Annotated in this window: 25 protein-coding genes and 1 pseudogene; 13 read left to right on the plus strand and 13 right to left on the minus strand. The window is 62.4% G+C overall.

The genetic code is table 11. The features are described 5' to 3' along the window. Positions 1-2: 2 nt before the first annotated feature. From ACZ5YV_RS17330 to ACZ5YV_RS17340, 3 genes are all read right to left on the minus strand, one after another. Positions 3-1,163 (minus strand): efflux RND transporter periplasmic adaptor subunit, encoded by a 1,161-nt coding sequence (locus ACZ5YV_RS17330; protein ID WP_464789979.1) that lies wholly within the window; start codon positions 1,161-1,163, stop codon positions 3-5. 3 nt (positions 1,164-1,166) lie between these two features. Further along, complete coding sequence (locus tag ACZ5YV_RS17335; RefSeq protein ID WP_464789980.1) at positions 1,167-2,435, minus strand: TolC family protein; 1,269 nt, start codon at positions 2,433-2,435, stop codon at positions 1,167-1,169. A 577-nt stretch (positions 2,436-3,012) separates the two neighbouring features. Further along, positions 3,013-3,651 carry a cation efflux transmembrane domain-containing protein gene (locus ACZ5YV_RS17340; RefSeq protein ID WP_464789981.1) on the minus strand — a complete coding sequence of 213 codons (639 nt, stop codon included), beginning with the start codon at positions 3,649-3,651 and terminating at the stop codon, positions 3,013-3,015. A gap of 69 nt (positions 3,652-3,720) precedes the next feature. Between ACZ5YV_RS17340 and ACZ5YV_RS17345 the strand changes: the two genes are divergently transcribed. Beyond that, positions 3,721-4,128 carry a MerR family transcriptional regulator gene (locus ACZ5YV_RS17345; RefSeq protein WP_464789982.1) on the plus strand — a complete coding sequence of 136 codons (408 nt, stop codon included), beginning with the start codon at positions 3,721-3,723 and terminating at the stop codon, positions 4,126-4,128. Between the two features lie 39 nt (positions 4,129-4,167). Here the strand turns inward: ACZ5YV_RS17345 and ACZ5YV_RS17350 are convergent, their stop codons facing one another. The 10 genes from ACZ5YV_RS17350 to ACZ5YV_RS17395 all read right to left on the minus strand — a co-directional run bounded on the left by ACZ5YV_RS17350 (position 4,168) and on the right by ACZ5YV_RS17395 (position 13,619). After that, positions 4,168-4,533, minus strand: a complete 366-nt coding sequence (locus ACZ5YV_RS17350; protein WP_464789983.1) for a copper-binding protein — start codon at positions 4,531-4,533, stop codon at positions 4,168-4,170. Then, positions 4,530-7,685 (minus strand): efflux RND transporter permease subunit, encoded by a 3,156-nt coding sequence (locus tag ACZ5YV_RS17355; protein ID WP_464789984.1) that lies wholly within the window; start codon positions 7,683-7,685, stop codon positions 4,530-4,532. The genes ACZ5YV_RS17350 and ACZ5YV_RS17355 overlap by 4 nt, the downstream gene beginning before the upstream one ends. Next, positions 7,682-9,166 carry an efflux RND transporter periplasmic adaptor subunit gene (locus ACZ5YV_RS17360; protein WP_464789985.1) on the minus strand — a complete coding sequence of 495 codons (1,485 nt, stop codon included), beginning with the start codon at positions 9,164-9,166 and terminating at the stop codon, positions 7,682-7,684. Before ACZ5YV_RS17360 ends, ACZ5YV_RS17355 begins: the two co-directional genes overlap by 4 nt. Next, positions 9,163-10,392: a TolC family protein gene (locus ACZ5YV_RS17365; RefSeq protein WP_464789986.1), complete on the minus strand. Its 1,230-nt coding sequence runs from the start codon at positions 10,390-10,392 to the stop codon at positions 9,163-9,165. The genes ACZ5YV_RS17360 and ACZ5YV_RS17365 overlap by 4 nt, the downstream gene beginning before the upstream one ends. A gap of 134 nt (positions 10,393-10,526) precedes the next feature. Further along, positions 10,527-10,799, minus strand: a complete 273-nt coding sequence (locus ACZ5YV_RS17370; RefSeq protein ID WP_464789987.1) for a hypothetical protein — start codon at positions 10,797-10,799, stop codon at positions 10,527-10,529. A gap of 75 nt (positions 10,800-10,874) precedes the next feature. Next, complete coding sequence (locus ACZ5YV_RS17375) at positions 10,875-11,234, minus strand: hypothetical protein (protein ID WP_464789988.1); 360 nt, start codon at positions 11,232-11,234, stop codon at positions 10,875-10,877. Positions 11,235-11,526: 292 nt separating this feature from the next. Then, positions 11,527-11,823 carry a type II toxin-antitoxin system RelE/ParE family toxin gene (locus ACZ5YV_RS17380; protein ID WP_464789989.1) on the minus strand — a complete coding sequence of 99 codons (297 nt, stop codon included), beginning with the start codon at positions 11,821-11,823 and terminating at the stop codon, positions 11,527-11,529. Further along, entirely contained in the window at positions 11,820-12,077 is a 258-nt protein-coding gene (locus tag ACZ5YV_RS17385) for a type II toxin-antitoxin system ParD family antitoxin (protein ID WP_464789990.1), read from the minus strand. The genes ACZ5YV_RS17380 and ACZ5YV_RS17385 overlap by 4 nt, the downstream gene beginning before the upstream one ends. Positions 12,078-12,138: 61 nt before the next feature. Continuing rightward, positions 12,139-12,738: a thermonuclease family protein gene (locus ACZ5YV_RS17390; protein ID WP_464789991.1), complete on the minus strand. Its 600-nt coding sequence runs from the start codon at positions 12,736-12,738 to the stop codon at positions 12,139-12,141. Further along, the gene (locus ACZ5YV_RS17395) at positions 12,735-13,619 is read right to left on the minus strand and encodes a DUF7146 domain-containing protein (RefSeq protein ID WP_464789992.1); all 885 of its coding nucleotides are present in this window, start codon (positions 13,617-13,619) and stop codon (positions 12,735-12,737) included. Before ACZ5YV_RS17395 ends, ACZ5YV_RS17390 begins: the two co-directional genes overlap by 4 nt. A gap of 91 nt (positions 13,620-13,710) precedes the next feature. Here ACZ5YV_RS17395 and ACZ5YV_RS17400 point away from each other — a divergent pair, with 91 nt between their 5' ends. From ACZ5YV_RS17400 to virB9, 12 genes and pseudogenes are all read left to right on the plus strand, one after another. Beyond that, a complete protein-coding gene (locus ACZ5YV_RS17400) occupies positions 13,711-14,001 on the plus strand; it encodes a hypothetical protein (RefSeq protein WP_464789993.1) in 291 nt (96 codons plus the stop codon). Positions 14,002-14,179: 178 nt separating this feature from the next. Beyond that, entirely contained in the window at positions 14,180-14,485 is a 306-nt protein-coding gene (locus ACZ5YV_RS17405) for a hypothetical protein (RefSeq protein ID WP_464789994.1), read from the plus strand. After that, positions 14,485-15,156 carry a lytic transglycosylase domain-containing protein gene (locus tag ACZ5YV_RS17410; protein WP_464789995.1) on the plus strand — a complete coding sequence of 224 codons (672 nt, stop codon included), beginning with the start codon at positions 14,485-14,487 and terminating at the stop codon, positions 15,154-15,156. Before ACZ5YV_RS17405 ends, ACZ5YV_RS17410 begins: the two co-directional genes overlap by 1 nt. Then, positions 15,156-15,533 carry a TrbC/VirB2 family protein gene (locus ACZ5YV_RS17415; protein ID WP_464789996.1) on the plus strand — a complete coding sequence of 126 codons (378 nt, stop codon included), beginning with the start codon at positions 15,156-15,158 and terminating at the stop codon, positions 15,531-15,533. Before ACZ5YV_RS17410 ends, ACZ5YV_RS17415 begins: the two co-directional genes overlap by 1 nt. 64 nt (positions 15,534-15,597) lie before the next feature. Next, positions 15,598-15,942, plus strand: coding sequence for a VirB3 family type IV secretion system protein (locus ACZ5YV_RS17420; protein WP_464789997.1), 345 nt, complete (start codon positions 15,598-15,600; stop codon positions 15,940-15,942). Positions 15,943-15,970: 28 nt separating this feature from the next. Beyond that, a pseudogene (locus tag ACZ5YV_RS17425) lies at positions 15,971-18,452 on the plus strand (VirB4 family type IV secretion/conjugal transfer ATPase). Positions 18,453-18,465: 13 nt separating this feature from the next. Further along, the gene (locus tag ACZ5YV_RS17430; RefSeq protein ID WP_464789931.1) at positions 18,466-19,176 is read left to right on the plus strand and encodes a type IV secretion system protein; all 711 of its coding nucleotides are present in this window, start codon (positions 18,466-18,468) and stop codon (positions 19,174-19,176) included. Beyond that, complete coding sequence (locus ACZ5YV_RS17435) at positions 19,176-19,484, plus strand: EexN family lipoprotein (RefSeq protein ID WP_464789932.1); 309 nt, start codon at positions 19,176-19,178, stop codon at positions 19,482-19,484. The genes ACZ5YV_RS17430 and ACZ5YV_RS17435 overlap by 1 nt, the downstream gene beginning before the upstream one ends. A 47-nt stretch (positions 19,485-19,531) precedes the next feature. After that, positions 19,532-20,518, plus strand: a complete 987-nt coding sequence (locus ACZ5YV_RS17440; protein ID WP_464789933.1) for a type IV secretion system protein — start codon at positions 19,532-19,534, stop codon at positions 20,516-20,518. A gap of 11 nt (positions 20,519-20,529) precedes the next feature. Further along, a complete protein-coding gene (locus tag ACZ5YV_RS17445) occupies positions 20,530-20,856 on the plus strand; it encodes a hypothetical protein (RefSeq protein ID WP_464789934.1) in 327 nt (108 codons plus the stop codon). 2 nt (positions 20,857-20,858) lie between these two features. Further along, positions 20,859-21,551 carry a VirB8 family type IV secretion system protein gene (locus tag ACZ5YV_RS17450; protein ID WP_464789935.1) on the plus strand — a complete coding sequence of 231 codons (693 nt, stop codon included), beginning with the start codon at positions 20,859-20,861 and terminating at the stop codon, positions 21,549-21,551. After that, positions 21,548-22,393: a P-type conjugative transfer protein VirB9 gene (virB9, locus tag ACZ5YV_RS17455; protein ID WP_464789936.1), complete on the plus strand. Its 846-nt coding sequence runs from the start codon at positions 21,548-21,550 to the stop codon at positions 22,391-22,393. Before ACZ5YV_RS17450 ends, virB9 begins: the two co-directional genes overlap by 4 nt.

Below are 22,393 nucleotides of genomic sequence, written 5' to 3' on the forward strand. Positions count from 1 at the left end.
GCTCAATCCTCGTGCGCTGCTTCGCCCTTGCCGAGTTCGGCCTTGAGCGTGAAGCTGTTGACGGTTGCGATCTGCTCGGTGCCCTTGAGGCCCGACCGGACAATGACGTTGCCGCCAGCATTGTCGCCGAGTGTCACGGGCGTAGCTTGGAAGCCGGTCTTGGTCCTGACAAACACGACCGACTTGCCCTCGACGGTCTGGACCGCGGTGGAGGGGACGCGAACGGCGCCATCGCCGCCACCGTCCGAAAGCTCGACCGAAGCTGTCACAGGTTCGCCCACACGCCATTGGCCATCGCTATTGTTGAGCGTGGCGATCATCGGCACGAGGCGGGTCTGCGGATCGAGCGCAGGCGATACGAAAGTGACGCGCGCGCTGGCCTGACGGCCCGCCGCGACGACGCGAACCGTATTGCCCGGTTTCACACGGCCTGCATCCGCGGGCTGAAGGTTGAGGGACATCGACACGCTGGAAAGATTGGCGAGCCGGTAAAGCTCCGCATCGGCCGCCACTGTCTGACCCAATACGACGCTGCGCGAAATAACCTGACCCGACATTGGCGCGACGATACCAAGCCGGTTGAGGCCACCGCCGCCGCCGCCAGCAGCCGCTACCTGACCTTGCGCCTGCTGATAAGCGATGCGGGCTTCGGTCGCCGCTGTCCGCGCCGCGATCAAATCCTGCTCAGGCGAAACGCGCTGCGAGAAAAGGCGCTGCTCGCGGGCGAGATTGGAATTTGCAAGCGCCAGACGTGCCCGAGAAGCCTCGACTTCGCCTTTGAGCTGGGCGGCCTCCCGGCTCTCGATCACAGCCAAAACCTGCCCGCGCGAAACGCTTTGCCCCAGATTGTGCGTTAGCGAAACCACGCGCCCGCCAATAGCGGCTGACACGACCTGCGTGCCCTGTGGATCGCCTTCAATCGTTGCGGGCAACTCGATAGTGCCGGAACCGCCCATTGTGGGACGGCCGATCTGGATGCCAGCGGACGCGATTTGGTCCTCCGAAAGCGTGACCTTGCCCTCATCGGCATGGGCAGCTTCCCCAGCGGCCTCGCTATCGGCTTTGGTCGCACCGGCATTCTCATCCGCCCCGCCACCGCACGCGGCAAGCATCAGCCCAAGGGTGAGAGGAAATGCAAGATAGAGCGGCTTTCTATAGTTCATGGATCAATTCCCCTGTTGCGGCGCGGGAGCGGTGAGACGCTCCAACCGGGCCTTCGCGTTCTGATAAGCGGCCAGCGCGTCGATCGCGGCGACCCGTGTGTCGGCAAGCGTGCGCTCGGCATCGAGAAGATCGAGCTGACCGAACTTGCCTTCCCGATACCCGATCCGTGCAATGCGGGCCGCCTCCTGCGCCGCCGCGAGGGCCGGTCCACTGGCGGTTCGGGCGGTGATCGCAGCGTTGTCAGCCTCCGCCTCAGCATCCGTAATGGCCTGTTCGACGTCGAGCGCGGTGACACGGCGCTGCGCTTCGGCCCTGCTGCGCTCGGCACCCGCCTGCGCAACGGCAGCCCGCCCAGAATTGAACAGCGGGATCGGGATGGAGAGAGTGAACACGGCCGCGGTGTCATTGGTGGCGTCGAGGCGCCGGATACCCGGCCCCAAGGCAACGTCAGGAACGCGCTGCGATTTGGCGAGCAGCACACCCGCATCCGCCACGGCTAGATCCCCATCCGCCGCCGCAAGCGCTAATGTTCCGGCACTTGTCGCCGCCACCGGCCCATAGACCGCGGCGGGCAGGCGATCGAGCGCCATCACATCCAGCGGTCCCGTGACCGGCTGCCCGACCCGGCGCGCCAGATTGATGCGCGCCGCATCAGCGAGACGTTGCGTGCGTTCAACTCCCGCCTGTGCGTTGAGCCTGCCAACATCAGCCCGCTGTTCTTCAATGGGAGAGGCCCGACCCGCCTGTACCCGCACCTTTGCGGCATTAAGGGCATCCTGCGCGATGCGGGACTGATCGCGGGCCGTCATGGCCCGCCGCTCCGCCGCAATGGCTTCAACATAGAGCTGCGTTACCTGAAGGCGGATGTCAGCCTGCGTTATCGCTGCTATTAGAAGGGCGCGCTGCATCTGCGCGTCGGCGACCGCAATACGGGCCGAACGCTTGCCTCCCAGCTCGATAGGAATGTTGAAATTGACCGTCGTTTCGGTCTGACCGAACCCCTTATACGCACCCGACCCAGCGAAATTTTCTACTTGGGTTTGAACGCTGGGATTAGGACGCAGCCCAGCAATCGTGAGGGCAGCCTGCGCCGCCTCCATGCCGGCCTGTGCCGCATCCGCCGATGGCGCGCTGCCGCCTGCGACAGCGACCGCCTGATCGAGCGTGAAAATTGCGCCCGCGGGCTGTTGCTGCGCCGTGCCCATTTCCTGCGCTTGCGCCACGGCGACGCAAGACGTGGCGGCCAGAAAGGCCGCAATGATCCTGTACATGCATGAAATCCTGATTGAATGGCATCACGCTGCCTGCCCGCAAGCAGGCAGCAGCCGGTGAACATCAATCAGGCAATAGGCGGTCTTAAATCAGGACCGGGCGACCAGCGGCCCGGCGCCTCTGAATTGACAAAGCCCTCCGGCTCGCCAGCGCGGTCAAACAGAACAGGTGTCGTAATTCGGGCTGGAAGCAGCGAGGCAGCGCCATGGCAACTACCATGATGGTGCGGCACAGCCTTGTCCGCATCCCCTTGTGACTGGTCCGCATCCCCATCGGCATGGACAAAACCAGAGCATTCCAGAGTCGGCGCATTCGGAAATTCCTGTGCGTGCACCGTCCCCGACGTGAGCAACGCCGCAGTGATGAAACACATCAGGAAATACCGAAGGCGATGCATCACTTTCCCATATTGAAGAAAATAACTTATGTCACGACGAAAAAATCAACTTACTCAAACTCGCTAAACCACAGATGATCTGTTTTAGTCGTGTTTATGGTACATCATAACTATTATATTATTCAACATCGCACCCGAAAATATGCGATATTCACTTAGCATATCAAGAAATCAATCGATCAACGCCCATTCCCTGCCAGTCTATCTGACGAATACATCTCGACTATCGCTTGCTGGATTATTTGTCCGCCACCCCACAATCCCAACCCGGCCATAATGGTAGCAACGATGATGTCGGGAAGTGCTGAGCCGGTGCCCAAAACCCCCAATGCCGCAAGAAGAACGGCGGCGTTTCCGATCGCGTCGTTGCGCGAGCATATCCAGACCGAGCGCATATTTGCGTCACCATCGCGGAAACGATAGAGCATGAGCGCCACCCCGCCATTGGCGAGCAGGGCAATGCAGCCGACGGCGCCCATCACCTCGGCATGGGGAAGCGTCCCGCGCGACAAGGCCCAAAGCGCGCTCAGCAGCACATAGAGGCCGAAGCTGAAGATGGTCGCGCCCTTGACCAGCGCGGCGCGGGCACGCCAAGCCAGCGCCAGCCCCGCTACGCCCAGGCTGATCGCATAATTGGCGGCGTCTCCGAGAAAATCGAGCGCATCGGCCTGCAACGCCCTCGAACCGCCAGCGATACCCGCGATCAATTCGACGGCAAACATGATGGCGTTGATGGCAAGCGCGATCCAAAGCGCCCGTCGCCATTTGGGGCTATTATGGGAACCGGCCTTGTCGGCATCACAACTGGAACAGACCATAGGTTGCTCTCGCGCTTTTCGAGTCGACCTTCTATATGCACCCTGTAGCAACTACAGGGTCAAGTGAAGATGCCGGTACTGACGAGAGGGCAGCTTGCCAAAGCGACAGGCACCAAGATCGAGACGATCCGCTTCTATGAGAAGATCGGGTTGCTGGCCGCGCCCGAACGGACGTCCAGCAATTACCGCAGCTATGGATCGCCCGATGTTGAACGCCTCAGCTTCATTCGACGGGCGCGGGATCTCGGATTTTCGCTCGATCAGGTGCGCGCGCTGCTAGACCTGGCTGATGATCGCACGCGCTCCTGCTGCGCCGTCGATGAAATCACGCGGGAACAGCTCAAGGCAGTCGAGCAGAAGATCGCCGATCTTCTCGCGCTGAAGCGGGAGCTGTCCCATCTCATCGACCAATGCAGCCGGGGGACGATCGCCGATTGCCGGATCATAGGTGCGCTCGCGCCGCATGACGCCGGGTAAACGGGGAGCGCGGGCCTGTCACCTATGCTCCCCGTCATATTATTTCTTGCTGATGGCGGTGATCTCGCCGGCGTTACCGTCCAGCTTCAGCTCAAAATTCACTTCATCGCCCACCTTCACGCTGTCGATCAGCGTCGGCGGCGCCTTGAACGCCATCGTCATCGCCGGCCAATTGGCTTCGGCGATCGGGCCATGGTCGAGCGTGATCGTCCCGGCGCTCTTGTCAATGGCCGTCACCTTGCCTGTGGCCTTGGCCATCTTGGCTGTCGGCGACATCGCCATGTTGCCCATGTCACCCGCCATCGCATTGCTTTCTGCCGCTGCCTGATTGGTCTCGGTCTTGGAGCCACAGGCGGCGAGAGCTGCCGTCAGAGCGAGAACTGTCGTCATGTGCAATTTCATCATAGGTTCCTTTCATGGTGCTTCGTTGAAATGGTGAGTTGAGAGGACCGCTGCCTCAGAAGCAGATAGGCGGCGGGGATGACGAACATGGAAAGAAGCGGCGCGGTCAGCATTCCGCCGATCATGGGCGCAGCGATCCGGCTCATGACTTCCGACCCGGCCCCGGTGCCGACGAGAATGGGCAGGAGGCCGGCGATGATGACAGCGACCGTCATCGCCTTGGGCCGGACCCTCTGCAGCGCGCCTTCGCGGACCGCCTCGGCTATATCCCCCTGAGACGGCTGCTCGCCGCGTGCCTGGAGCGCGTCCTTCAGGTAAATTAACATGACTACGCCGAACTCGGCAGCGACACCGGCCAGGGCGATGAAGCCAACGCCGGTCGCGACGGACTGGTGATAGCCCAGCAGATAGAGAATCCAGAAACCGCCGGTGAGCGCGAAAGGCAGCGTGCCCATGATGAGCATCGCTTCATCGAGCCGCCGGAAGATCAGATAGAGCAGCAGGAAAATGATCGCGAGCGTGGCGGGCACCACGATCTTCAGCCGCTCGATCGCGCGCGCGAGATATTCGAACTGGCCGGAATAAGCGAGACTGACGCCGGGCGACAGCTTGACCTCATGTGTGACCGCGTGCTGAAGATCCTCGACCACAGACGCGAGATCGCGGCCACGCACGTCGACATAGACCCAGGTGGAGGGCCGCCCGTTTTCGGTTTTCAGCATGGGCGGCCCGTCGCTGATCGCGATCTGGGCCACGCTTCCCAGGGTGATCTGTTGGCCGGAAGGGGTGAGCAAGGGAAGGGTGCGCAGCGCGTCAGGGCTGTCGCGCAGCTCACGCGGATAACGGACATTGATGGGATAGCGCGCCAGCCCTTCTACGGTCTGACCGACATTTTCGCCGCCGATCGCACCGGAGACGATGGCCTGGACATCGGCGATGCTGAGGCCGTAGCGCGCGGCAGTCATCCGATCGATATGCACATCGACATAGCGCCCGCCGGTCAGCCGTTCGGCCAGCGCGGAACTGACGCCGGGCACGCCCTTTGCAACCTGTTCTACCTCGCGCGCGATATGGTCGATGGCGGCAAGGTCCGATCCCGAAACCTTGACGCCGATCGGACTCTTGATGCCGGTCGCCAGCATGTCGATCCGGTTGCGGATGGGCGGCACCCAGATATTGGCGAGGCCCGGCACCTTCACGGCCCGGTCAAGCTCATCGACCAGCTTGTCCGGGGTCATGCCGGTCCGCCATTGATCGCGCGGTTTGAAGCGGATCGTCGTCTCGAACATTTCGAGCGGGGCGGGGTCGGTGGCACTTTCTGCACGCCCCGCTTTGCCGAAGACGCTCTGCACCTCGGGCACGGACTTTATCATGCGGTCGGTCTGCTGAAGGAGGTCCGATGCCTTGGCGGCGGACAAGCCGGGGAGGGCAGAGGGCATGTAAAGAAGATCGCCCTCGTTCATGGACGGCAGGAACTCACCGCCGAGCCGTGTCAGCGGCCAGGCGGTCGTCAGGAAGATGATGCCCGCCAGAACAAGGGTCGCCTTGGGCCGCTTCAGCACCCAGTCAATGGCGGGGCGATAGGCTCTCGTCAGCGCGCGATTGACCGGATTGGCCTGCTCGGAAGGAATCTTGCCCCGGATGAGCCAACCCATCAGCACCGGCACCAGCGTCACGGACAGGATCGCCGCGGCCGCCATGGTGTAGGTCTTGGTGAAAGCGAGCGGCGCAAAGAGCCGCCCTTCTTGCGCCTCAAGCGTGAAGACGGGCACGAAGGACAGGGTGATGATGAGGAGCGAGAAGAAGAGGGCTGGCCCCACTTCGCGGGCTGCATCGGTGATGACGGTCCAGCGCGTGGCCCCCGTCAGGGCTTCACCGGGATGGTCATGCTCCCATTGCTCGATCCGCTTGTGGGCGTTCTCGATCATCACGATGGCGGCGTCCACCATCGCGCCGATCGCGATGGCAATCCCGCCCAGCGACATGATATTCGCGTTCACGCCCTGAAAATGCATCACGATGAAGGCGGCGAGGACGCCGAGCGGCAGGGTGACGATGGCGACCAGCGCCGAGCGCACATGCCAGAGGAACAGGGCACAGACGATCGCCACTACCACAAATTCTTCGGCCAGCTTATGCGTCAGGTTCTCAATGGCGGCATCAATGAGCTGCGAGCGGTCATAGGTGGGTACGATCGCAACGCCCGCAGGCAGGCTCTTCTTCAATATCTCCAGCTTGTCGCGAACCGCCTGAATGGTGGCGCGCGCGTCCGACCCGGAACGCAGGATGACGACCCCACCGGCCACCTCGCCATCGCCATCCAGTTCGGCGATGCCTCGGCGCATTTCGGGGCCAAGCTGGATGGTCGCGACATCGCCCAGCGTCACCGGCACGCCGCCTGCGGCGGTGCGCAGCGGTATGGCGCGGAAGTCATTGAGCGTTTTCAGATAGCCCGAAGCGCGGACCATATATTCAGCTTCGCCCAATTCGAGAACCGAGCCGCCGGTTTCCTGATTGGACTGCTGGATCGCCGCGACGGCCTGGGCATGGGTGATGCCGTATCCGGCGAGCTTCACCGGATCGAGAACGACCTGATATTGCTTGACCATCCCGCCGATGCTGGCGACCTCGGCGACCCCTGGCAGGCTCTTCAATTCATAGCGGAGGAACCAGTCCTGCAATGAGCGGAGCTGGGCGAGATCATGCCCGCCAGTGCGATCGACCAGTGCATATTGATAGACCCAGCCCACGCCGGTAGCATCAGGACCGATCGCGCTGCGCGCGCTGTCGGGCAAGCGGCCCTGGACCTGATTGAGATATTCAAGGACGCGCGAGCGTGCCCAATAGAGATCGGTCCCATCCCCGAAAATGACATAGACGAAGCTGTCGCCGAAGAAGGAATAGCCGCGCACGGTCTTCGCCCCCGGCACCGACAGCATGGTCGTGGCAAGCGGATAGGTGATCTGGTTCTCGACAATCTGCGGGGCCTGGCCCGGATAGCTGGTGCGGATGATGACCTGCGTGTCGCTAAGGTCGGGCAGGGCATCGATCGGCGTGCTGCGGACAGCGACAAGCCCGCTGAGAACAAGCGCCAGCGCTCCCAGCACCACGAACAGCCGGTTGTTGGCAGACCAGCCTATGAGCTTGCCGATCATCGGCCTGCCTCCCGACTCAGCGTGCGAACGACAGGGCCGTCCGCTGCCTGATCGAAGCTGAAGCCAACACGGTCGCCCTTCTTGAAACCGCGGGCGAGCGCGGGCGCACCGAGCCTGAACGTCATCGTCATGGCGGGCCATTTGAGCGCGGGGACGGCCTCATGGCTGAAGGTGATCCGGTCGCCCGCGATGCCGGTGATCTCGCCTGTCGTCCTATAAGCGCCGGGCGGTGGCGTTTCAGCCCGCGACGCATCGGTTGTGTTCCCAATCGGACGCGCCTCGATACCGAAAAGGCTGGCTTCGGAATCGATCAGGAACTGACCGGAAGCGACGATCTTCTCGCCCTCGGCCAGCCCGGCCAGGATTTCGGTCTGGCCTCCGGTTTCAGCGCCGGTTCGCACCTCTGCGGGCCTGTAACGCCCTTGCGGCAAGGCCAGCATGACGATTGCACGCTTGCCGGTCTGGATGACCGCTTCCGACGGAACCAGTAATGCGGGTCGTGCAGCACCGCCAAGATCGACCGACGCGAACATGCCGGGGCGCAGGCGTCCGCCTCGGTTGGGCAGTTCGATCCGCACGGTGAGGGTCCGGCTTTCGGCAACGACGCTCGGAAGGATCGCGGCGATACGGCCTGTGAAATGCTCACCCGGATAGGCGGCAAGGGTCGCGGTGGCGCTCTGGCCGGGGCGGAGCCTTCCAGCCATTGCCTCCGGCACGGCGGCGTTCAGCCATACCGTCCCCAATCCATTGACCTCTGCCAATGTTTGCCCGCTCGCCACCGTCATCCCGGCCCTGACGCCAAGCGTCTTGATGGTGCCACCGGTCGGGGTGGAGACTGTCACCACATTATGCGGTCGCCCGCTCTGCTCCACGGCGCCAACCGTCCCTGCTGGCATACCCAGCAGAAGGAGGCGTTGGCGCGCAGCGCGGCTGAGGCTGGCATCGCCCATCCGCCGCACCGCCAGATATTCCGCCTGCGCGCCCGCCCATTCCGGCACGAGGATGTCGGCAAGCGGCGCGCCCGCGCCGATCACATCGCCGGGCGCACGCGCATAGACACGGCTGACGAAGCCGCCCGACCGTGCCTGGACGATGGCGACGTCTCGCTCATTGAAGTCGATCGTGCCGGTGGCTGTGAGGTTCGACCCCAGCGTGCCGCTCCGCGCCTCCACGACGCGCAGACCAAGGGATTGCGTGCGTGCGGGATCAATCGTCACACCGGGATCGCCGCCCGCCGCTTCATCGGCATATTTGGGGACTAGCTCCATATCCATGAAGGGCGATTTGCCCGGCTTGTCGAAATGCTGGCTCGGCACCATCGGATCATACCAGTAGAGGATCTTGCGGCCGCTCTGCGCCGGTGCGGCCGCCGGGTCTTCATGGCGCCAGTTCGCAAGTCCGTAGCCAAGCCCCCCTGCGGCAAGCGCAAGGGCGAGGGCGGCAAGACCGAGCTGCGCGCGCGGGCTTGTGTCGAATGTCATTGGCTGTTTCCCCCAAAGGTGAGGACGAGCCGCACGGCGTCGCGCGCGACTTCGGCCTCCCTGTCGAGCAATTGCAGTTCGCTGTCGGCGAGCATGGTCTGAGCTTCGATCACATCGAGCAACCCGGCGCGGCCCGCACCATAGCTGGCGCTTTCAAGGTCTGCCCGGCTTCGCGCCAGCGGCAGCAGCGTATCCCGCGCGCGCATCCACTGGTCATGGTGCATCACATGATCGGCGAGGCCCGCCTCAAGATCGGCGAGGAGTGTTCGGCGCATATCCTCCTGCTGGGCCAGCGCGGCGCTCGCGATCGCCGTGCTGGCAGCGATCATCGGGTCTTGCCGGTGCCTAGCGAACAGGGGCAGGCTGACCGTGACGCCTGCCGAAACCATATCGCCATACCGGTCTGCTCTGCGCTGATAGGCGACATCGAAACCCCAATCGGGGCGCTTGTCGGCACGGGCAACAGCAACATCCGCCTCGGCCTGGGCGACCCGCGCATGGGCCGCGCCAAGATCGGGATGCGTCGCTATGGCTGCGCGCAGGACCTCCGCATCGACGGGGAGCATGGGAATATCGCCGACGGTTTCGGGCGCCGGTTCGCCGGTCCAGCGGAAGAGGAGCGCACGCTGGCGTCCCACATCGGCCGCGAGTTCGCTCCTGCGGTCTTCCAGGGCTGCGAGTGACTGCCGTACCTGCAATGTCTGGGCAGGGCGTGCCGCGCCCGAGATCATGCCCGTCTTCGCTGCGGAGGGCAGGGGGGCGAGCCGGACAAGGATCGCGTCGATGGCTGCGAGACGGCGTTCCGCGCTGGCGAGATCGATCCACGCCAGCGCCGTCGCGACCTTGACCCGCCGGGCGTCCGACAGCAGCGTCGCTTTGGCGGCCCGGATGTCAGTCTGCGCCCGCGCTTCGCGAGCGTGGCGCTTGGCGGCATTGGGAACTTCCTGCGAAATTCCCACCCGCGCCATCGCCATGCTGTCCTGAACAAAGCTGCCTGCCGGCGGCCCCGACACCGGAAAATTGTCGATGCCAAGGCCGAGCTTGGGATCGGGGAGCTGTCCGGCGGCAGGCAAGGCCGAGCGACGCGCATCGGCCTCCAGCGCCTTGGCTGCAAGCGAGGGAGCCTGCGCTTCAGCGCGGGCAAGCGCCTCCTCGAAGCGCAGCGGCCCGGCGAAGGCGGTTGTCGGCAGAGCGAGCAACGGCAAGGCAAGAAATAGGGGGCGCATGAACATCTCCCGTTCAGGAGTCCCCGGCGTGCGATCACAGGGCTACCAACGCGGCGCCGACGCGGGGATTATATCCCGCGCCAGCGCCGTGCGCCTGGCCTTACTGTTGTGATCTGATGGCCGGGAACCCGAGTTTAGCCGGCCGAAGGCTTGTCGTGGCCGCGATGCATGGCGGCCATGCAATCGTCAGCGCTCATCTGCATCATGTCACAGTTGCAGTTCGCCATCCGGGCATGATCTGCAACCCAGACGCGCTGCTGGGCCGGGCCTGTCGCACGCGGGCCATATTGCGGCGCCGATCGCCATTCATAATGGCCCTGAGCGGGGTCATGCGAAGCATCTGCCAGAGCAGGCGCGGCAAAGCTGAAGGCGGCCGTCATGGCAGCCAGAATCATCATCTTGTTCATCACGAATATCCTTGTCTGAATTGAAGAGGGCGCGCCGCCGCGCGAGAAGCGCGTGCGTCGGACACAATGGTTCAATCAGCCAAGGGTTGTGGGAGGCTCTGGATCAGGAGCCAGGGACTTGCCGGTCAGCACGACTTGGGTCGGCCAAAAGGCTAGTTCATCGTAGATACGCGGCGTCGCAATGCCGCTGGCAAGATCGGCGGTGGCCAGAGGAACGACGCAGCCCATGGCAGCGATGCAGTCGAGCGTGAGGCCCTTGCACGGCTTGTTCTCCGGCGCAGGCTTTTGCTTGGCCATCATCGCCATGCAGTCTGCATCCATCGCCATTGCTGTCGCGACCTTCACCGCTACAGGTCCACGCGCATAAGCAGCCTGAGCGCCGAAAAGGCCGATCATGGCTCCCAGCAGGAGCAGCGAGGCGAGAAAGCGTTTCAAGACATCATGCTTTTAGCGCAACGATCGATGCGCGCCAACCGAAGTTTAGATGGCCAATGTCAGACATTCGAACACGACATCGCTGTGTCAACCTATGGCAGTCAAAAAGTTTGATAATAGTAATTATGTAAAATCAATAACTTATATGATTTTAACCTGTGCTTTGCCGGGCAGCAACTGCGGTCTTCACCGCTAGTCGATCGTCACCCGAACGGGCGGAAACCGGCTTGCGGGGTTCCGTGCAGCCCCAACCATGGGGCGGCATAGAGCGCGGGCCGAAGGCAGCGGCCTATCATGACGAGAAGAGTATTGTGCCATAATCTTGGGCACCGTTCAGGATGTGGATGATGACCACCTGCTCCACCTCGACCCGATAGAAGATCAGATAATTGCCATGCCCGCGACGCCGCACGCCCATCACTTCATAGCGCGGCACAAGCGGGAAGCGTTCGGACAGGTCCGCCAGGCCAAGGCATTTCTCGCGCAATTCGCGCAGAAAGCTGATCGCCCGCGCCGGATTGTCCCGCGCAATATAGTCACCGATTGCCTCAAGATCATGCTCGGCCTCGGCCGAAAGATGGACGATCATTCCAGACCGGCACCCATGGCGCGATATTTGGCTTCAAGGCGATCGAACACGTCGTCCGCCGGCGTCGTGTTGCCCGCATCGGCATCGGCAAGCCCGCGCGCAATAGACGCATCAAGGGCGGCAAGGCGGGTTTCCCGGTCCTGAATCAGCCGCACCCCTTCACGCAGCACTTCGCTTTTCGAATTGTAGCGACCCGTCGCGACCAGGCTGGCGACGAAGGTTTCAAGCTGCTGTCCGAGATCCGCGCTAATCATATGGGCGCCTCCTTGGCCCAGCCTATAGCATCTTATCAACAGTTGATAAAGCCGATCTGGATCAGCGCCGGAGCGAGTCCGCCGCGCACCCCTTCGGCAACGTGGCACGTTCGACCGCAAGCTGGCGCATCGCCTCATAGTCCTGCCCCCACAGGCCAAGGCGCTGCCGCGCTGCATTCTGCATCAGCCCGACATAGGCGCCCCCGGAATATCGCCGGAAGTCGACCGCATAGCCCTGCGCCACCATCGTCGCTGCAACGCTCGCACCATTGGCCTTGAAACGACAGGAGAGGTTGAGGCGGCCATAGCTTTCTGCCGGAGTCCGGCACTGATTTTCATGCCGCAGGACAAAATCGAAGAGGCTGGTGGCGCATTCCACGCCGCCATCGCGCTCGACCAGCCCTTGCATCGTCAGCGTCGAAAGCCGCTTGAGCTGCGGCCGATCCTCATCCGGCGCGTCGATACCAACAATCCGCACCCGCGACCCCGGCACATCGAGCGTATCGCCGTCCACGACGCGGGGTGCGCGATCATTCAGGCGCAGCGATGCTATCTCGGCCACGCGCTCTTTCTGCTGTGCCAGGGCATAGACGGAAACCGCGCCGAACATGACCGCGATCATTACGCGCTGGTGCAAGGGAAGGCCGGGAAACAGTTTCATGCAGCGCGAATCTCGCGCAGCAGATCGTTCCAGTCACCTTTATGCGGCGGCAGCTTCACACTGAGTTCCCGATCATGGGCCGTCAGATGAGGCGTTGCGCGCTTGATGGCCCGCGCCGCCTCCACGCCATGCTGGCTGTAGATGATGATCTTGCGGATGCTCTCGGGGATCGTGAGCGTCTGATATCGCTCGATCCCCAGGACCGGCCAGACATAGGTTTCCGGCTCCAGCATGTTCATCACGCTTGCCGCCTCCTCGACGCCTTCGGCGAGACGCAGAACGCCGTCGGTCGGGATTCCGCCCCAGCGCACCGCTCCGCCACCGGGATTGCCCAGCATCCTCTTGGGCTTGGCGATCTCGGCCTTGCCGCGGCCATCGGGCATGAGGAAGGTGCGGTGGATGGCGACCACTCCGGCATCCTCCTCAACCGGCACGATGAGGGCGGGCGCGAACGCCTTGTCCTCCCCAGCGCCGAACTGACAGCGGGCGTCGAAGCGGGCGTTGATCCCTACAGGGACAATTGTGCGCGAACGCAGATAGCGTTCGGCCAGGCTGCCGGCGAAGGGTTCGGCAAAGCGCCAGATGGAAAGGGCGAGCTTGTTGAAATCCCCTTTCCCATTCTCGTGGCGCTGACCCGGATCATGATGAGTGGGCGCGGCGAATTTCCCGCTTCGCAAGGCATTGACGATCGCGTCGGACGTGCATCCAGCGAAACAATGGAACAGGACGGCGCGATCTCCGATCCGCACCGACAAACTCGGGTCGCCATCAGCATGGGCGGGGCACCGGCACATGGCATAGTCGCCGTGCCATTTGCCGCCGAGCTGGCGCACAATCTTCTCTGCATCGCGCGCAACGGCGTCAGGGTCGCGTCCGCTCACTGGACCTCCTTTCGCTTGCCTCTTACCCTATGGCTAACGGAAACGCTCATAACAAACCAGCGAAAACAATATAAATCGCTAAAGGGAAAAGATGGAACTGGAACTGATCTTGGAACGCGAACTGACCTCCCATCGTCCAGTCGCCGGAACGATCACCGACGTTCAGGTGCATCAGCGGGACGACGATGGCAAATGGTACATCAATGTCCGGGTGAGCTGGCTCGGCACCACCGCCTTCCATGTCGCGCTCTACGACAAAAAGCGAATCCGTTTATATTCAAAGGTTTCTTCGGCCATAAGGCACATCGTCAGCGCCTATGAATATCATGCCATGATCGGTGTCCACCCATCGCCCCTATGGAACGACCCATCCCGTTTCTGATACGGAAAACCGCCACAAACCCGTAATCTTGCTTATTGCGATCCTCTCGCAGTCTAGGCACGTCGGAAAAAGCGATTTAGGATGTTTTCCCAAGAAAGGTTAAAACATGCGAAATCGCTTGTCTGTACCGATCGCAGCATCCGCATTGGTGCTGGCCTCGGCAACACCGTCCCCGGCCATGGCTGCCGACAGCACATGGGCTTGTGAAGTCCTGCTGTGCGCCAGCAATCCGGGGGGCTGGATGCAATATGCCCAATGCGTCCCCCCGATCCGCAAACTGTTGCGGAGCCTGGCATTGGGAGGCGGCTTCCCGACATGCAGCGCAGGCGGCGTATCCGTCGCCAAATATACCAAGCCGAAAAATGGCCGTCCTGGCTATGTCGTGATGACCATGCGCGACGGGAGCCGGACCAGCTACACGGTTCCGAACGAAACCGACGTAGCGCGGGCAGAGGCCACCGCCATTCCAGGGGGGCCGCGATAATGCAGTTCACCACGGCGGCGATCCTCGGCCTCGCGGCGCAATGTGCATCAGGCGTGGCGCCGTCCACGATCGCCGCGGTGGTCCATACCGAGAGCAAGGGCTATCAGTTCGCGCTCAACGTCAACGGGGTCGCTCGCCAACCCGTCCGCCCGACCAACGCCACCGACGCGGCACGGGTTGCTCGCTCATATATCGCACAAGGCTATTCGGTGGATCTCGGCCTCGGCCAGATCAACTCGAACAATATGGCTGCGCTGGCCCTGACCTGGGACAACGTGTTCGATCCCTGTACGAATATCGGCGCCGCCGGGACGGTGCTGGCGGGCAACTATCATCAGGTCCGCGACGGAAGGATGCCGCAGGAGGCGCTGCGGATCGCCCTCTCCATGTACAATACCGGCTCCAGAACACGGGGTTTTCGCAACGGCTATGTCGGCCGCGTGCTGGGCAATGCGGGCGTTTCCGATGGGATCACGGCCGCCGCCTATATCCCCACCGCCCCATCGGCGGCGGCCGACAAGCCGCCCACCACCATGCTGGCCAATCTCGTCGCTGAGAACCTGCCCGATGCTGGTCCAGCGCAGGCGGCATCACCCCCACCCCCGGCTTGGGATGTCTTTTCACGAGCCGCTTACGAACGTGCGCGCAACGCGAAAACAGGAGGAAGCTGATGAAATCACTCGCATCAAGGGACAAGCCGGCGATGTCGGTGCGATCGAAGGTCCAGCGGTATGTCGCGGCGATATCGCCGCGTCAGCGCAGGACAGCGACGATCGCCGCCATGGTCGCGGTCGCCGGCATCGCCGCGATCGCAACCCCGGACCCGGCCTTTGCCCAATCCGCCAATCTGGAGGGCTTCGCGAACAATGTGCTGGGCCTCCTCAGCAATGGCCTGCTGCGCGCCCTGGCGGTCATCGCCGTCATCGTTGCCGGAGCGGGATGGCTCATGGGCCGCGTCAACACCGGCGCCGTGGTCACGGTCATCATCGGCATAGCGATCATCTTCTCTGCGCCGTGGATCGTGGATCAGATCGCAGGATCGGCCTGACGAGGAAGTGGCCCGGTCAATGGCCGGGCCGCCATCATTACCGCCGGTTCGTAGGAGAGCGCCCATGGCCGAAGAAAGAGAAGAGAGTGCGCGCAACACGCTGTTCCTTGCGGTAACGCGGCCCGCGCTGTGGGCTGGCATCCCGATCGAAGCGGCCGTGCCGATTCTGATAACCGCTGCCATCGTGCTGATCGGCACCAATAATCCGGTCGATGCCGCCGTCACGGCGGCGGTCTGCTATGGTCTTGCCCGCCTTGTCGTGCGCCAGGACGTCAACGCCTTCCGGCTGATGTTCCTCTTCTTCCGCACCAAGGCGGCCAACCGCAATCGCGCCTTCTGGGGCGGGTCGAGCTACACCCCCCTCCCCCTCAAGGGCATTGCGCGCAAGGGCTTCGGCCGCCGTGGCTAGAGGGACACGCCTTTCCGCCCAGGTGCCGATGAAGGTCGCGCTCAAGGAAGTGCTGCCGACCAAGTTCCTGCCCTATGCCCGGCATATCAATGACGAGATGATCGTTCTCGATTCCGGAGCGATAATGCTCACCTTCGAGTTGCAGGGCCGCGCGTTCGAGACGGCCGATGTCCGCGACCTCAATGACTGGCATTCCAAGCTGAACGGGATGCTGCGCAACCTGCACGATGATCGCCTGTCGATCTGGACGCATCTGGTGAGGGCGCGGGTCGAGCAATATCCCGGCGGCAATTTCCGGTCGAAGTTCGCCCGCGATCTCGATGCCGCCTATTTCACGCGCATCAATCGGGAGCGGATGTTCATCAACCGCTTCTTCGTCACGATCCTCGCACGTCCCGCCGTGCATGGCGCTGACAAGCTGATCCACCTATTTCGAACCAAGGCCAAAATTCAATCCGCCGCCGATGCGGTGGACGAGGATCTGATCGAGTTTCTTGAGGACAAGGCCCGCGATTTCGAGAAGCTGATGGCGCGCTGCGAGCCGCGCCGCCTCGCCATCTATGGGCATAATGGCCTCAAATTCTCCGAACCGCTCGAAGTCGCCGAAATGGTGATGACGGGGCGCCATCGGCGTGTGCCGATCATCCGGGGCCATCTCGGCAGCGCCCTTTATCGGCAACGGGTCATCTTCGGCGGCGAGACGGTCGAGGTCCGCGATGCCGACCGAAGCTCATTCGGCGGCATATTCGGCATCCGGGAATATCCGGCCTACACGACGCCCCGCCAGTTTGAATCCCTGCTGGCCGTCGATTTCGGCTTCGTCCTCACTCAATCCTTCACCTTCCTGAGCCGCGCCACGGCAGCCGAACGGTTCCGCCTGCGGCAACGGCAGATGGAGAATGCCGACGATCGGGCAATCAGCCAGATGCACGATCTGGTCGATGCCGCCGACGATCTCATGTCCAACCGCTTTGTGCTGGGCGATCATCATTTCACCCTCGCCGTCTATGGCGGGAGCCTGAAATCCCTGCGCGATCATATGTCGATCGCGCGCGCAGCCCTCGCCGACACAGGCATGGTCGCGGCGCGCGAGGGGGCGGCGCTGGAAGCCGCCTATTGGAGCCAGCTTGTCGGCAATTTCGCGTGGCGGGCGCGTCCCGCGCCAATCACGTCATTGAACTTCGCCGCCTTCGCGCCCTTCCACACCTATCCCGCTGGGCGGACCACCGGCAATCATTGGGGAGATGCCATTGCGCTGCTCAAGACGAGCGCGCGCAGCCCCTATTTCTTCAGCTTCCACAAGCGCGATGTCGGGCACACGATGGTCATCGGTCCGACAGGCGGCGGCAAGACGGTCCTGCTCAACTTCCTGATGGCTCAGGCGGAAAAGACGGGCGCGCGGCAGATATTCATCGACAAGGACCGGGGCGCGCAAATCTTCGTGCTGGCAAGCGGCGGCACCTATTTGTCGCTCGCCAACGGCACGCCCACCGGCTTCGCGCCATTGAAGGCGCTGGCCGATACGGCGGAGGATCGGGCCTGGCTGTCGCTCTGGGTCCGCCAGCTCGTCCGCGCCGAAGGGCGGCCGATCACGGTGCAGGAGGAAAGGCGCATCGATGACGGCATCGCCGCCGTCATGAAGTTGCCCCCGGCATCACGGTCGCTCGACGCGCTACGCACGATGCTCGGCATGGCCGATGAAGGCGGTGTTGGCGCGAGGCTGGAGAAATGGACCTCACGCGGCGCGCTGGGATGGGCGTTCGATAACGCGGAAGATGAAATGACGCTCGAAGCCCGGTTCATCGGCTTCGACATGACGGATTTCCTCGACAATGCCGATATCCGCGCACCCTTGATGCTCTACCTGTTCCACCGGATCGACAAGATGTTGACACGCGGAAGATGAAATGACGCTCGAAGCCCGGTTCATCGGCTTCGACATGACGGATTTCCTCGACAATGCCGATATCCGCGCACCCTTGATGCTCTACCTGTTCCACCGGATCGACAAGATGTTGACCGGCGATCGGACGATGATCGTGATAGACGAGTTCTGGAAGGCGCTGGGGGACAATGCGTTTCGCAGCTTCGCCCAGGACGGGTTGAAGACATACCGCAAGCGCAATGCGCTGATGGTGTTCGCCACCCAATCCCCCGGCGACGCGCTCAAAAGCGACATCAGCCATTCCATATTGGAGCAGGTGGCGACCAGGATCATGCTGCCCAATCCGAACGGGCAGCGCCGCGATTATATCGACGGCTTCTCCATGACGGATGCCGAATTTGCGCTGATCCGCGAGGAACTCAGCCAAGAATCCCACAAATTCCTCGTGAAGCAAGGTCATGACTCTGTCGTCGTGGAACTGGACCTGACCGGCCTCGACAACGAGTTGGCCGTTCTGTCTGGCCGCGCGGAGACGACTGCGGTGGCCGCGCAAGTGATCGCCGAACATGGCCGCGATCCGGCTGTGTGGCTTCCGATATTCCATCAACGTCGACGCTCAAGTTGAAAGGAGAAGTCCGATGACGGCCAGGAAACTTCGCTATCTTGTGACGGGAGCCTCGCTCCTGACAATCGCGGCGTCCGCGCACGCACAGGGCATCCCTGTGACCGATACGCGCAGCCTGTTCCAGCAGCTTGAGCAGGTGCGCCAAGGCGTGTCGATGCTCGCCCAAGGGGCCGATCAGCTTCAGCAGGCCCGCGATCTCTATCGCGATCTCAACAAGGCGACGGATATCGGGCGTACAGTGGAGAGCCTGCGCACCGATGCGATGCGCGAGCTGAACGTGTCGTCCGGCAGTCTCGATGGCTATGCCAATGGCGATCTCGATGTGATCGGCCGCCTCCGTGGCCGCTCCGATGGCGTCTTCCAAGATTTGATGGGCCAGCTCTCGCCCGACACGTCGGAAAGCACGCGGGCAAGCTATGAGGTGGGCGCGCGCAGAGCCGCCGTCACCGCTGGATTGGCAGGCTCCGTTGGAGATTCCGTGACGACCCGGCGCGAGGGTCTGGAAGAATTGCGATCACGCCTCGCGACCGCAAATTCAGCGGCGGAACGCGCTGACATGAGCGCCCGCCTCCAGCTTGAACAGGCCCAGATGACGAATGACATGATGGCGCTTCAGGCTATCGAGTTGCAGCGACGCGCCAAGGTCGAGGCCGATTATCAAAGTTATTCAGCACAACAAGATAAGCAGCTTGCCCGCCTTAAAACACAGGCAGGGATCGAATAATGCGCCGCTTCCCGATCCTCACAGCCGCAGTTTCGCTGATGCTGTCAGCCTGTTCGCCATCGGAGAAATCACAATCCGGCGACGGTCTGCGTTCAGACATCCCTCTACGTTCCGTTGAATTTCTCATGAGCCATCCGACCGAGGCGGCCGAAGTCCGTGCCATGTGCGACAAATGGAAAGGGGCGCAACGTCCTATCGCGAGCTGGCCGGCTGTCGTCACCCAGAACTGCAACAATGACGACTCGGTTCGGATGCTCAAAATCCAAGACGAGCAGAGAGAAAAAATGAAGCGTCAGATGGGCATTTGAAAGCTGATCTCAGGATATAGGCAATGAATTTCCCGATCTTCGAGAACATGATGAATTCAGTGGATGGTGCCCTCGCCGGTATCATCGCACTCTATTCCTCGGTGATCGGCATCATTTCTGGCCCGCTCCGGGTCGGCGTCACCATCTACATCATCCTGTTGGGCGGGGCGATCCTGCGCGGAGCGGTCCAATATCCCGCTCGGGAATTTGTGTATCGCGCGCTCAAGCTGGCCGCCCTCACTTGGGCAGTCAGTTCGCTCTATGGGGCATCCGTCGGCCTCTTCACCATGAACGGCTTGCCTGGTCAGTTCGCCAATGCGCTTGGTGGTGCTGATGTGGGTGGGTTGGGAGGCTATTTCGACACCCTGCTCCAAGGCGCGTTCAGAGCCATCACGAAGATCGAAGAGATAGTTCGCGCCCACACTATTGTCGCAGGTAAAAACCTGATCGGGATGCCCAACAATATCGTTGAAATCATCCTCGCGGCCTTTGCCAATCTGATGATCCTCTTCGTCGCCCTGTTGTCCTGCGCGCTGGGGTTTACCATTTGCGCTTTTGCCCTCTTTGCGCTCGCCCTGCTGGCAGTCGTCGGCCCCCTCTTCGTCGCCGCACTGCTGTTCGATTCCACGCGGGGATGGTTCTTTGCGTGGCTGGGGTCCGCCATCAGCTACGTTATGCTGGTGGTGTTTGCGCTGCTGGTCACGCTGTTCATCTCGCAGACGACGGACACCTTCATCAATTCGATTACGAATAACGATGAGGTGTTGATCGCGGTGCTGAAGGCCCTGTCATTCTATGTGCTGGGCTTCTTCTTCTTCCTGCAAATCCCAAGCCTTGCGTCGGGCCTGGGTGGCGGCGGCCCTGCCTTGGCAGCCCAATTCGCCAACGCCGTTACCGGAAACCTCGCCCCGATCGCCGGCCGCACCATGGCTGGCGCGCCCCTGAGCGGCGCCCGCGCTGTTGGCGCCGGTGCGCGCCGGTTGGGGGGAGGTATCGGTAGCGGCACCGGCGGAACGCTGACCCGGACGCGATAGGAGATATAGTCATGAACATTGCCAAGGCGTTGGCGCCTTTCGCCCTTCTCTCGCTCTCGACGGCAATGCCGGTCCTCGCGGCCAAGGAAGCCAAAGTTCCGCGCTGCAACGGGCAGTCGAAGCGGCCCGCCAATCCCTATGGGACCATCCTCCCTGCCCTGCCCGCCCGCAATGCGTCAGGATCGGCCACGCCACCGACGCAACTCTTCCCGTCATCCGCCACGCCGAACACCAATGCCCCTGCGGCACGCGAAGATAACGGCGTGCCGCCGATCAGTGCGGCCACGCCACCCCCTGTCAACAACGCGGCCTCACGGCCCTTCTATGCGAGCTGCTGACGATGGCGATCGGGGTCAAGGATAGCGCCGAGGATCTGAAGGCATATTTTGCCGAAGCTCAAAGCTGGGACCGGGAGCGCTTCGTCGCGGCGGATCGGTCGAAGCGCCTTGCATGGATTGTCGCGGGCGCCGCCAGCGTCATCGCCGTCGTCGCCGTCGCGTCGGTTGCGATGCTGTCGCCGCTCAAGACCGTGGTGCCCTATGTCGTCACCGTTGATCGCTCGACGGGTGCGACCGAAGTGACCCAGCAGCTTCGCGGGGACAAGGCCATCACCTATGACGAGGCGGTACGGAAATATTTTCTCGCCAGCTATGTGAGGGCGCGCGAGGGCTGGATTCCGCAGGCACGCCAGGAATTCTTCAATCAGGTTCTCGCGCTCTCGACACCCGAGGAACAACGCCGTTGGATCACCTTCTATAAGAAGGACAACCCGGATTCCCCGCAAAACCAGCTCACCTCCAGCGATACGGTGTTCGTCGCCGTCAGGGCTGTATCCTTCATCTCGGCGAACGTCGCCCAGGTGCGCTTCACCAAGCGGCTTGAACGCGATGGGCAGGCCACCGAAACCCCGGCCATCGCGACCATCACATTCGATGTGCTGTCGAAGCCGGAATCCGAGGCGGGGCGCTACGCCAATCCGCTCGGCTTTCAGGTCAAATCCTATCGCGCCGACGTGGAGGTAGGTGGAAAATGAGACAGCTTCACATCCTTGGCACAGCAATCATGGCCGCCGCGCTGTCGTCGGCCGCCAACGCCGAAAACACGCCCCGCCCCGTCATCGCCGATCACCGGGTTCGGGAGGTCAACTATAGCGATCAGAATGTCATCGCGATCCGCAGTGCCTTCAGGACCGCGACGCAGATCGAGTTTGCGGTAGGAGAGGTCATCAAATTTGTCGCCATGGGCGATACCGTCTCATGGGAAGTCGCCCCGGCTGAAAATTCGCTGTTCATCAAGCCGCGTGAACGCGCGGGTGGAACGAACCTCATCGTCGTGACGGACTATGCCGGACAGAAGCGGAACTACACCTTTGCCTTGGCGGCGGTCGCCAATAGCCGTGCCGCCGAGACATTCTTCAAGGTTCGTGTCCGCTACCCGGAACAGGAAGCCGCAGCGCTGCGCGAAGCGTCTGCCCGCCGCCAGCTCTCGCAAGTCCTGGCGCAACAGAATGGAGCCATAAAGTCCGCCCTGGATCTCGGTGTGCTGGAGGGCACCCGCAATCTCAATTACACGGTGCAGGGGTCATCGGAAATCCAACCATCCGAAGTCACGGACAACGGACAGTTCACGGTGCTGCGCTTTCCCAACCAGCGCGAAATCCCCGCTGTCTTCACGGTCAATCCCGATGGCAGCGAGGCGACAGCTTCTTTCGACGTTCGGGATGAATTTGTCGTCATCCATGGCGTTTTTCGGGAACTGCGGCTGCGCCGGGGCAAGGTGGTGCTGTGCATCTACAACCACAATCCCAATTTCTACGGCCGCGATCCGAAGACGGACACCGCCTCTGAAGTGGTGGAACGGCAGACGGAGAATTGA

This window comes from Sphingobium sp. TomTYG46, from assembly GCF_055396345.1.

Excerpts from the sequence above, each read along its gene's own strand:
- ACZ5YV_RS17380 (WP_464789989.1), bottom strand. The coding sequence starts at position 11,823 with ATGATCGTCCATCTTTCGGCCGAGGCCGAGCATGATCTTGAGGCAATC.
- ACZ5YV_RS17360 (WP_464789985.1), bottom strand. The coding sequence starts at position 9,166 with ATGACATTCGACACAAGCCCGCGCGCGCAGCTCGGTCTTGCCGCCCTC.
- ACZ5YV_RS17350 (WP_464789983.1), bottom strand. The coding sequence starts at position 4,533 with ATGATGAAATTGCACATGACGACAGTTCTCGCTCTGACGGCAGCTCTC.
- ACZ5YV_RS17385 (WP_464789990.1), bottom strand. The coding sequence starts at position 12,077 with ATGATTAGCGCGGATCTCGGACAGCAGCTTGAAACCTTCGTCGCCAGC.
- ACZ5YV_RS17330 (WP_464789979.1), bottom strand. The coding sequence starts at position 1,163 with ATGAACTATAGAAAGCCGCTCTATCTTGCATTTCCTCTCACCCTTGGG.
- ACZ5YV_RS17445 (WP_464789934.1), top strand. The coding sequence starts at position 20,530 with ATGAACATTGCCAAGGCGTTGGCGCCTTTCGCCCTTCTCTCGCTCTCG.
- ACZ5YV_RS17440 (WP_464789933.1), top strand. The coding sequence starts at position 19,532 with ATGATGAATTCAGTGGATGGTGCCCTCGCCGGTATCATCGCACTCTAT.
- ACZ5YV_RS17410 (WP_464789995.1), top strand. The coding sequence starts at position 14,485 with ATGCAGTTCACCACGGCGGCGATCCTCGGCCTCGCGGCGCAATGTGCA.
- ACZ5YV_RS17430 (WP_464789931.1), top strand. The coding sequence starts at position 18,466 with ATGACGGCCAGGAAACTTCGCTATCTTGTGACGGGAGCCTCGCTCCTG.
- ACZ5YV_RS17335 (WP_464789980.1), bottom strand. The coding sequence starts at position 2,435 with ATGTACAGGATCATTGCGGCCTTTCTGGCCGCCACGTCTTGCGTCGCC.
- ACZ5YV_RS17450 (WP_464789935.1), top strand. The coding sequence starts at position 20,859 with ATGGCGATCGGGGTCAAGGATAGCGCCGAGGATCTGAAGGCATATTTT.
- ACZ5YV_RS17365 (WP_464789986.1), bottom strand. The coding sequence starts at position 10,392 with ATGCGCCCCCTATTTCTTGCCTTGCCGTTGCTCGCTCTGCCGACAACC.
- virB9 (WP_464789936.1), top strand. The coding sequence starts at position 21,548 with ATGAGACAGCTTCACATCCTTGGCACAGCAATCATGGCCGCCGCGCTG.
- ACZ5YV_RS17355 (WP_464789984.1), bottom strand. The coding sequence starts at position 7,685 with ATGATCGGCAAGCTCATAGGCTGGTCTGCCAACAACCGGCTGTTCGTG.
- ACZ5YV_RS17370 (WP_464789987.1), bottom strand. The coding sequence starts at position 10,799 with ATGAACAAGATGATGATTCTGGCTGCCATGACGGCCGCCTTCAGCTTT.
- ACZ5YV_RS17390 (WP_464789991.1), bottom strand. The coding sequence starts at position 12,738 with ATGAAACTGTTTCCCGGCCTTCCCTTGCACCAGCGCGTAATGATCGCG.
- ACZ5YV_RS17415 (WP_464789996.1), top strand. The coding sequence starts at position 15,156 with ATGAAATCACTCGCATCAAGGGACAAGCCGGCGATGTCGGTGCGATCG.
- ACZ5YV_RS17435 (WP_464789932.1), top strand. The coding sequence starts at position 19,176 with ATGCGCCGCTTCCCGATCCTCACAGCCGCAGTTTCGCTGATGCTGTCA.
- ACZ5YV_RS17420 (WP_464789997.1), top strand. The coding sequence starts at position 15,598 with ATGGCCGAAGAAAGAGAAGAGAGTGCGCGCAACACGCTGTTCCTTGCG.
- ACZ5YV_RS17400 (WP_464789993.1), top strand. The coding sequence starts at position 13,711 with ATGGAACTGGAACTGATCTTGGAACGCGAACTGACCTCCCATCGTCCA.
- ACZ5YV_RS17345 (WP_464789982.1), top strand. The coding sequence starts at position 3,721 with ATGCCGGTACTGACGAGAGGGCAGCTTGCCAAAGCGACAGGCACCAAG.
- ACZ5YV_RS17340 (WP_464789981.1), bottom strand. The coding sequence starts at position 3,651 with ATGGTCTGTTCCAGTTGTGATGCCGACAAGGCCGGTTCCCATAATAGC.
- ACZ5YV_RS17405 (WP_464789994.1), top strand. The coding sequence starts at position 14,180 with ATGGCTGCCGACAGCACATGGGCTTGTGAAGTCCTGCTGTGCGCCAGC.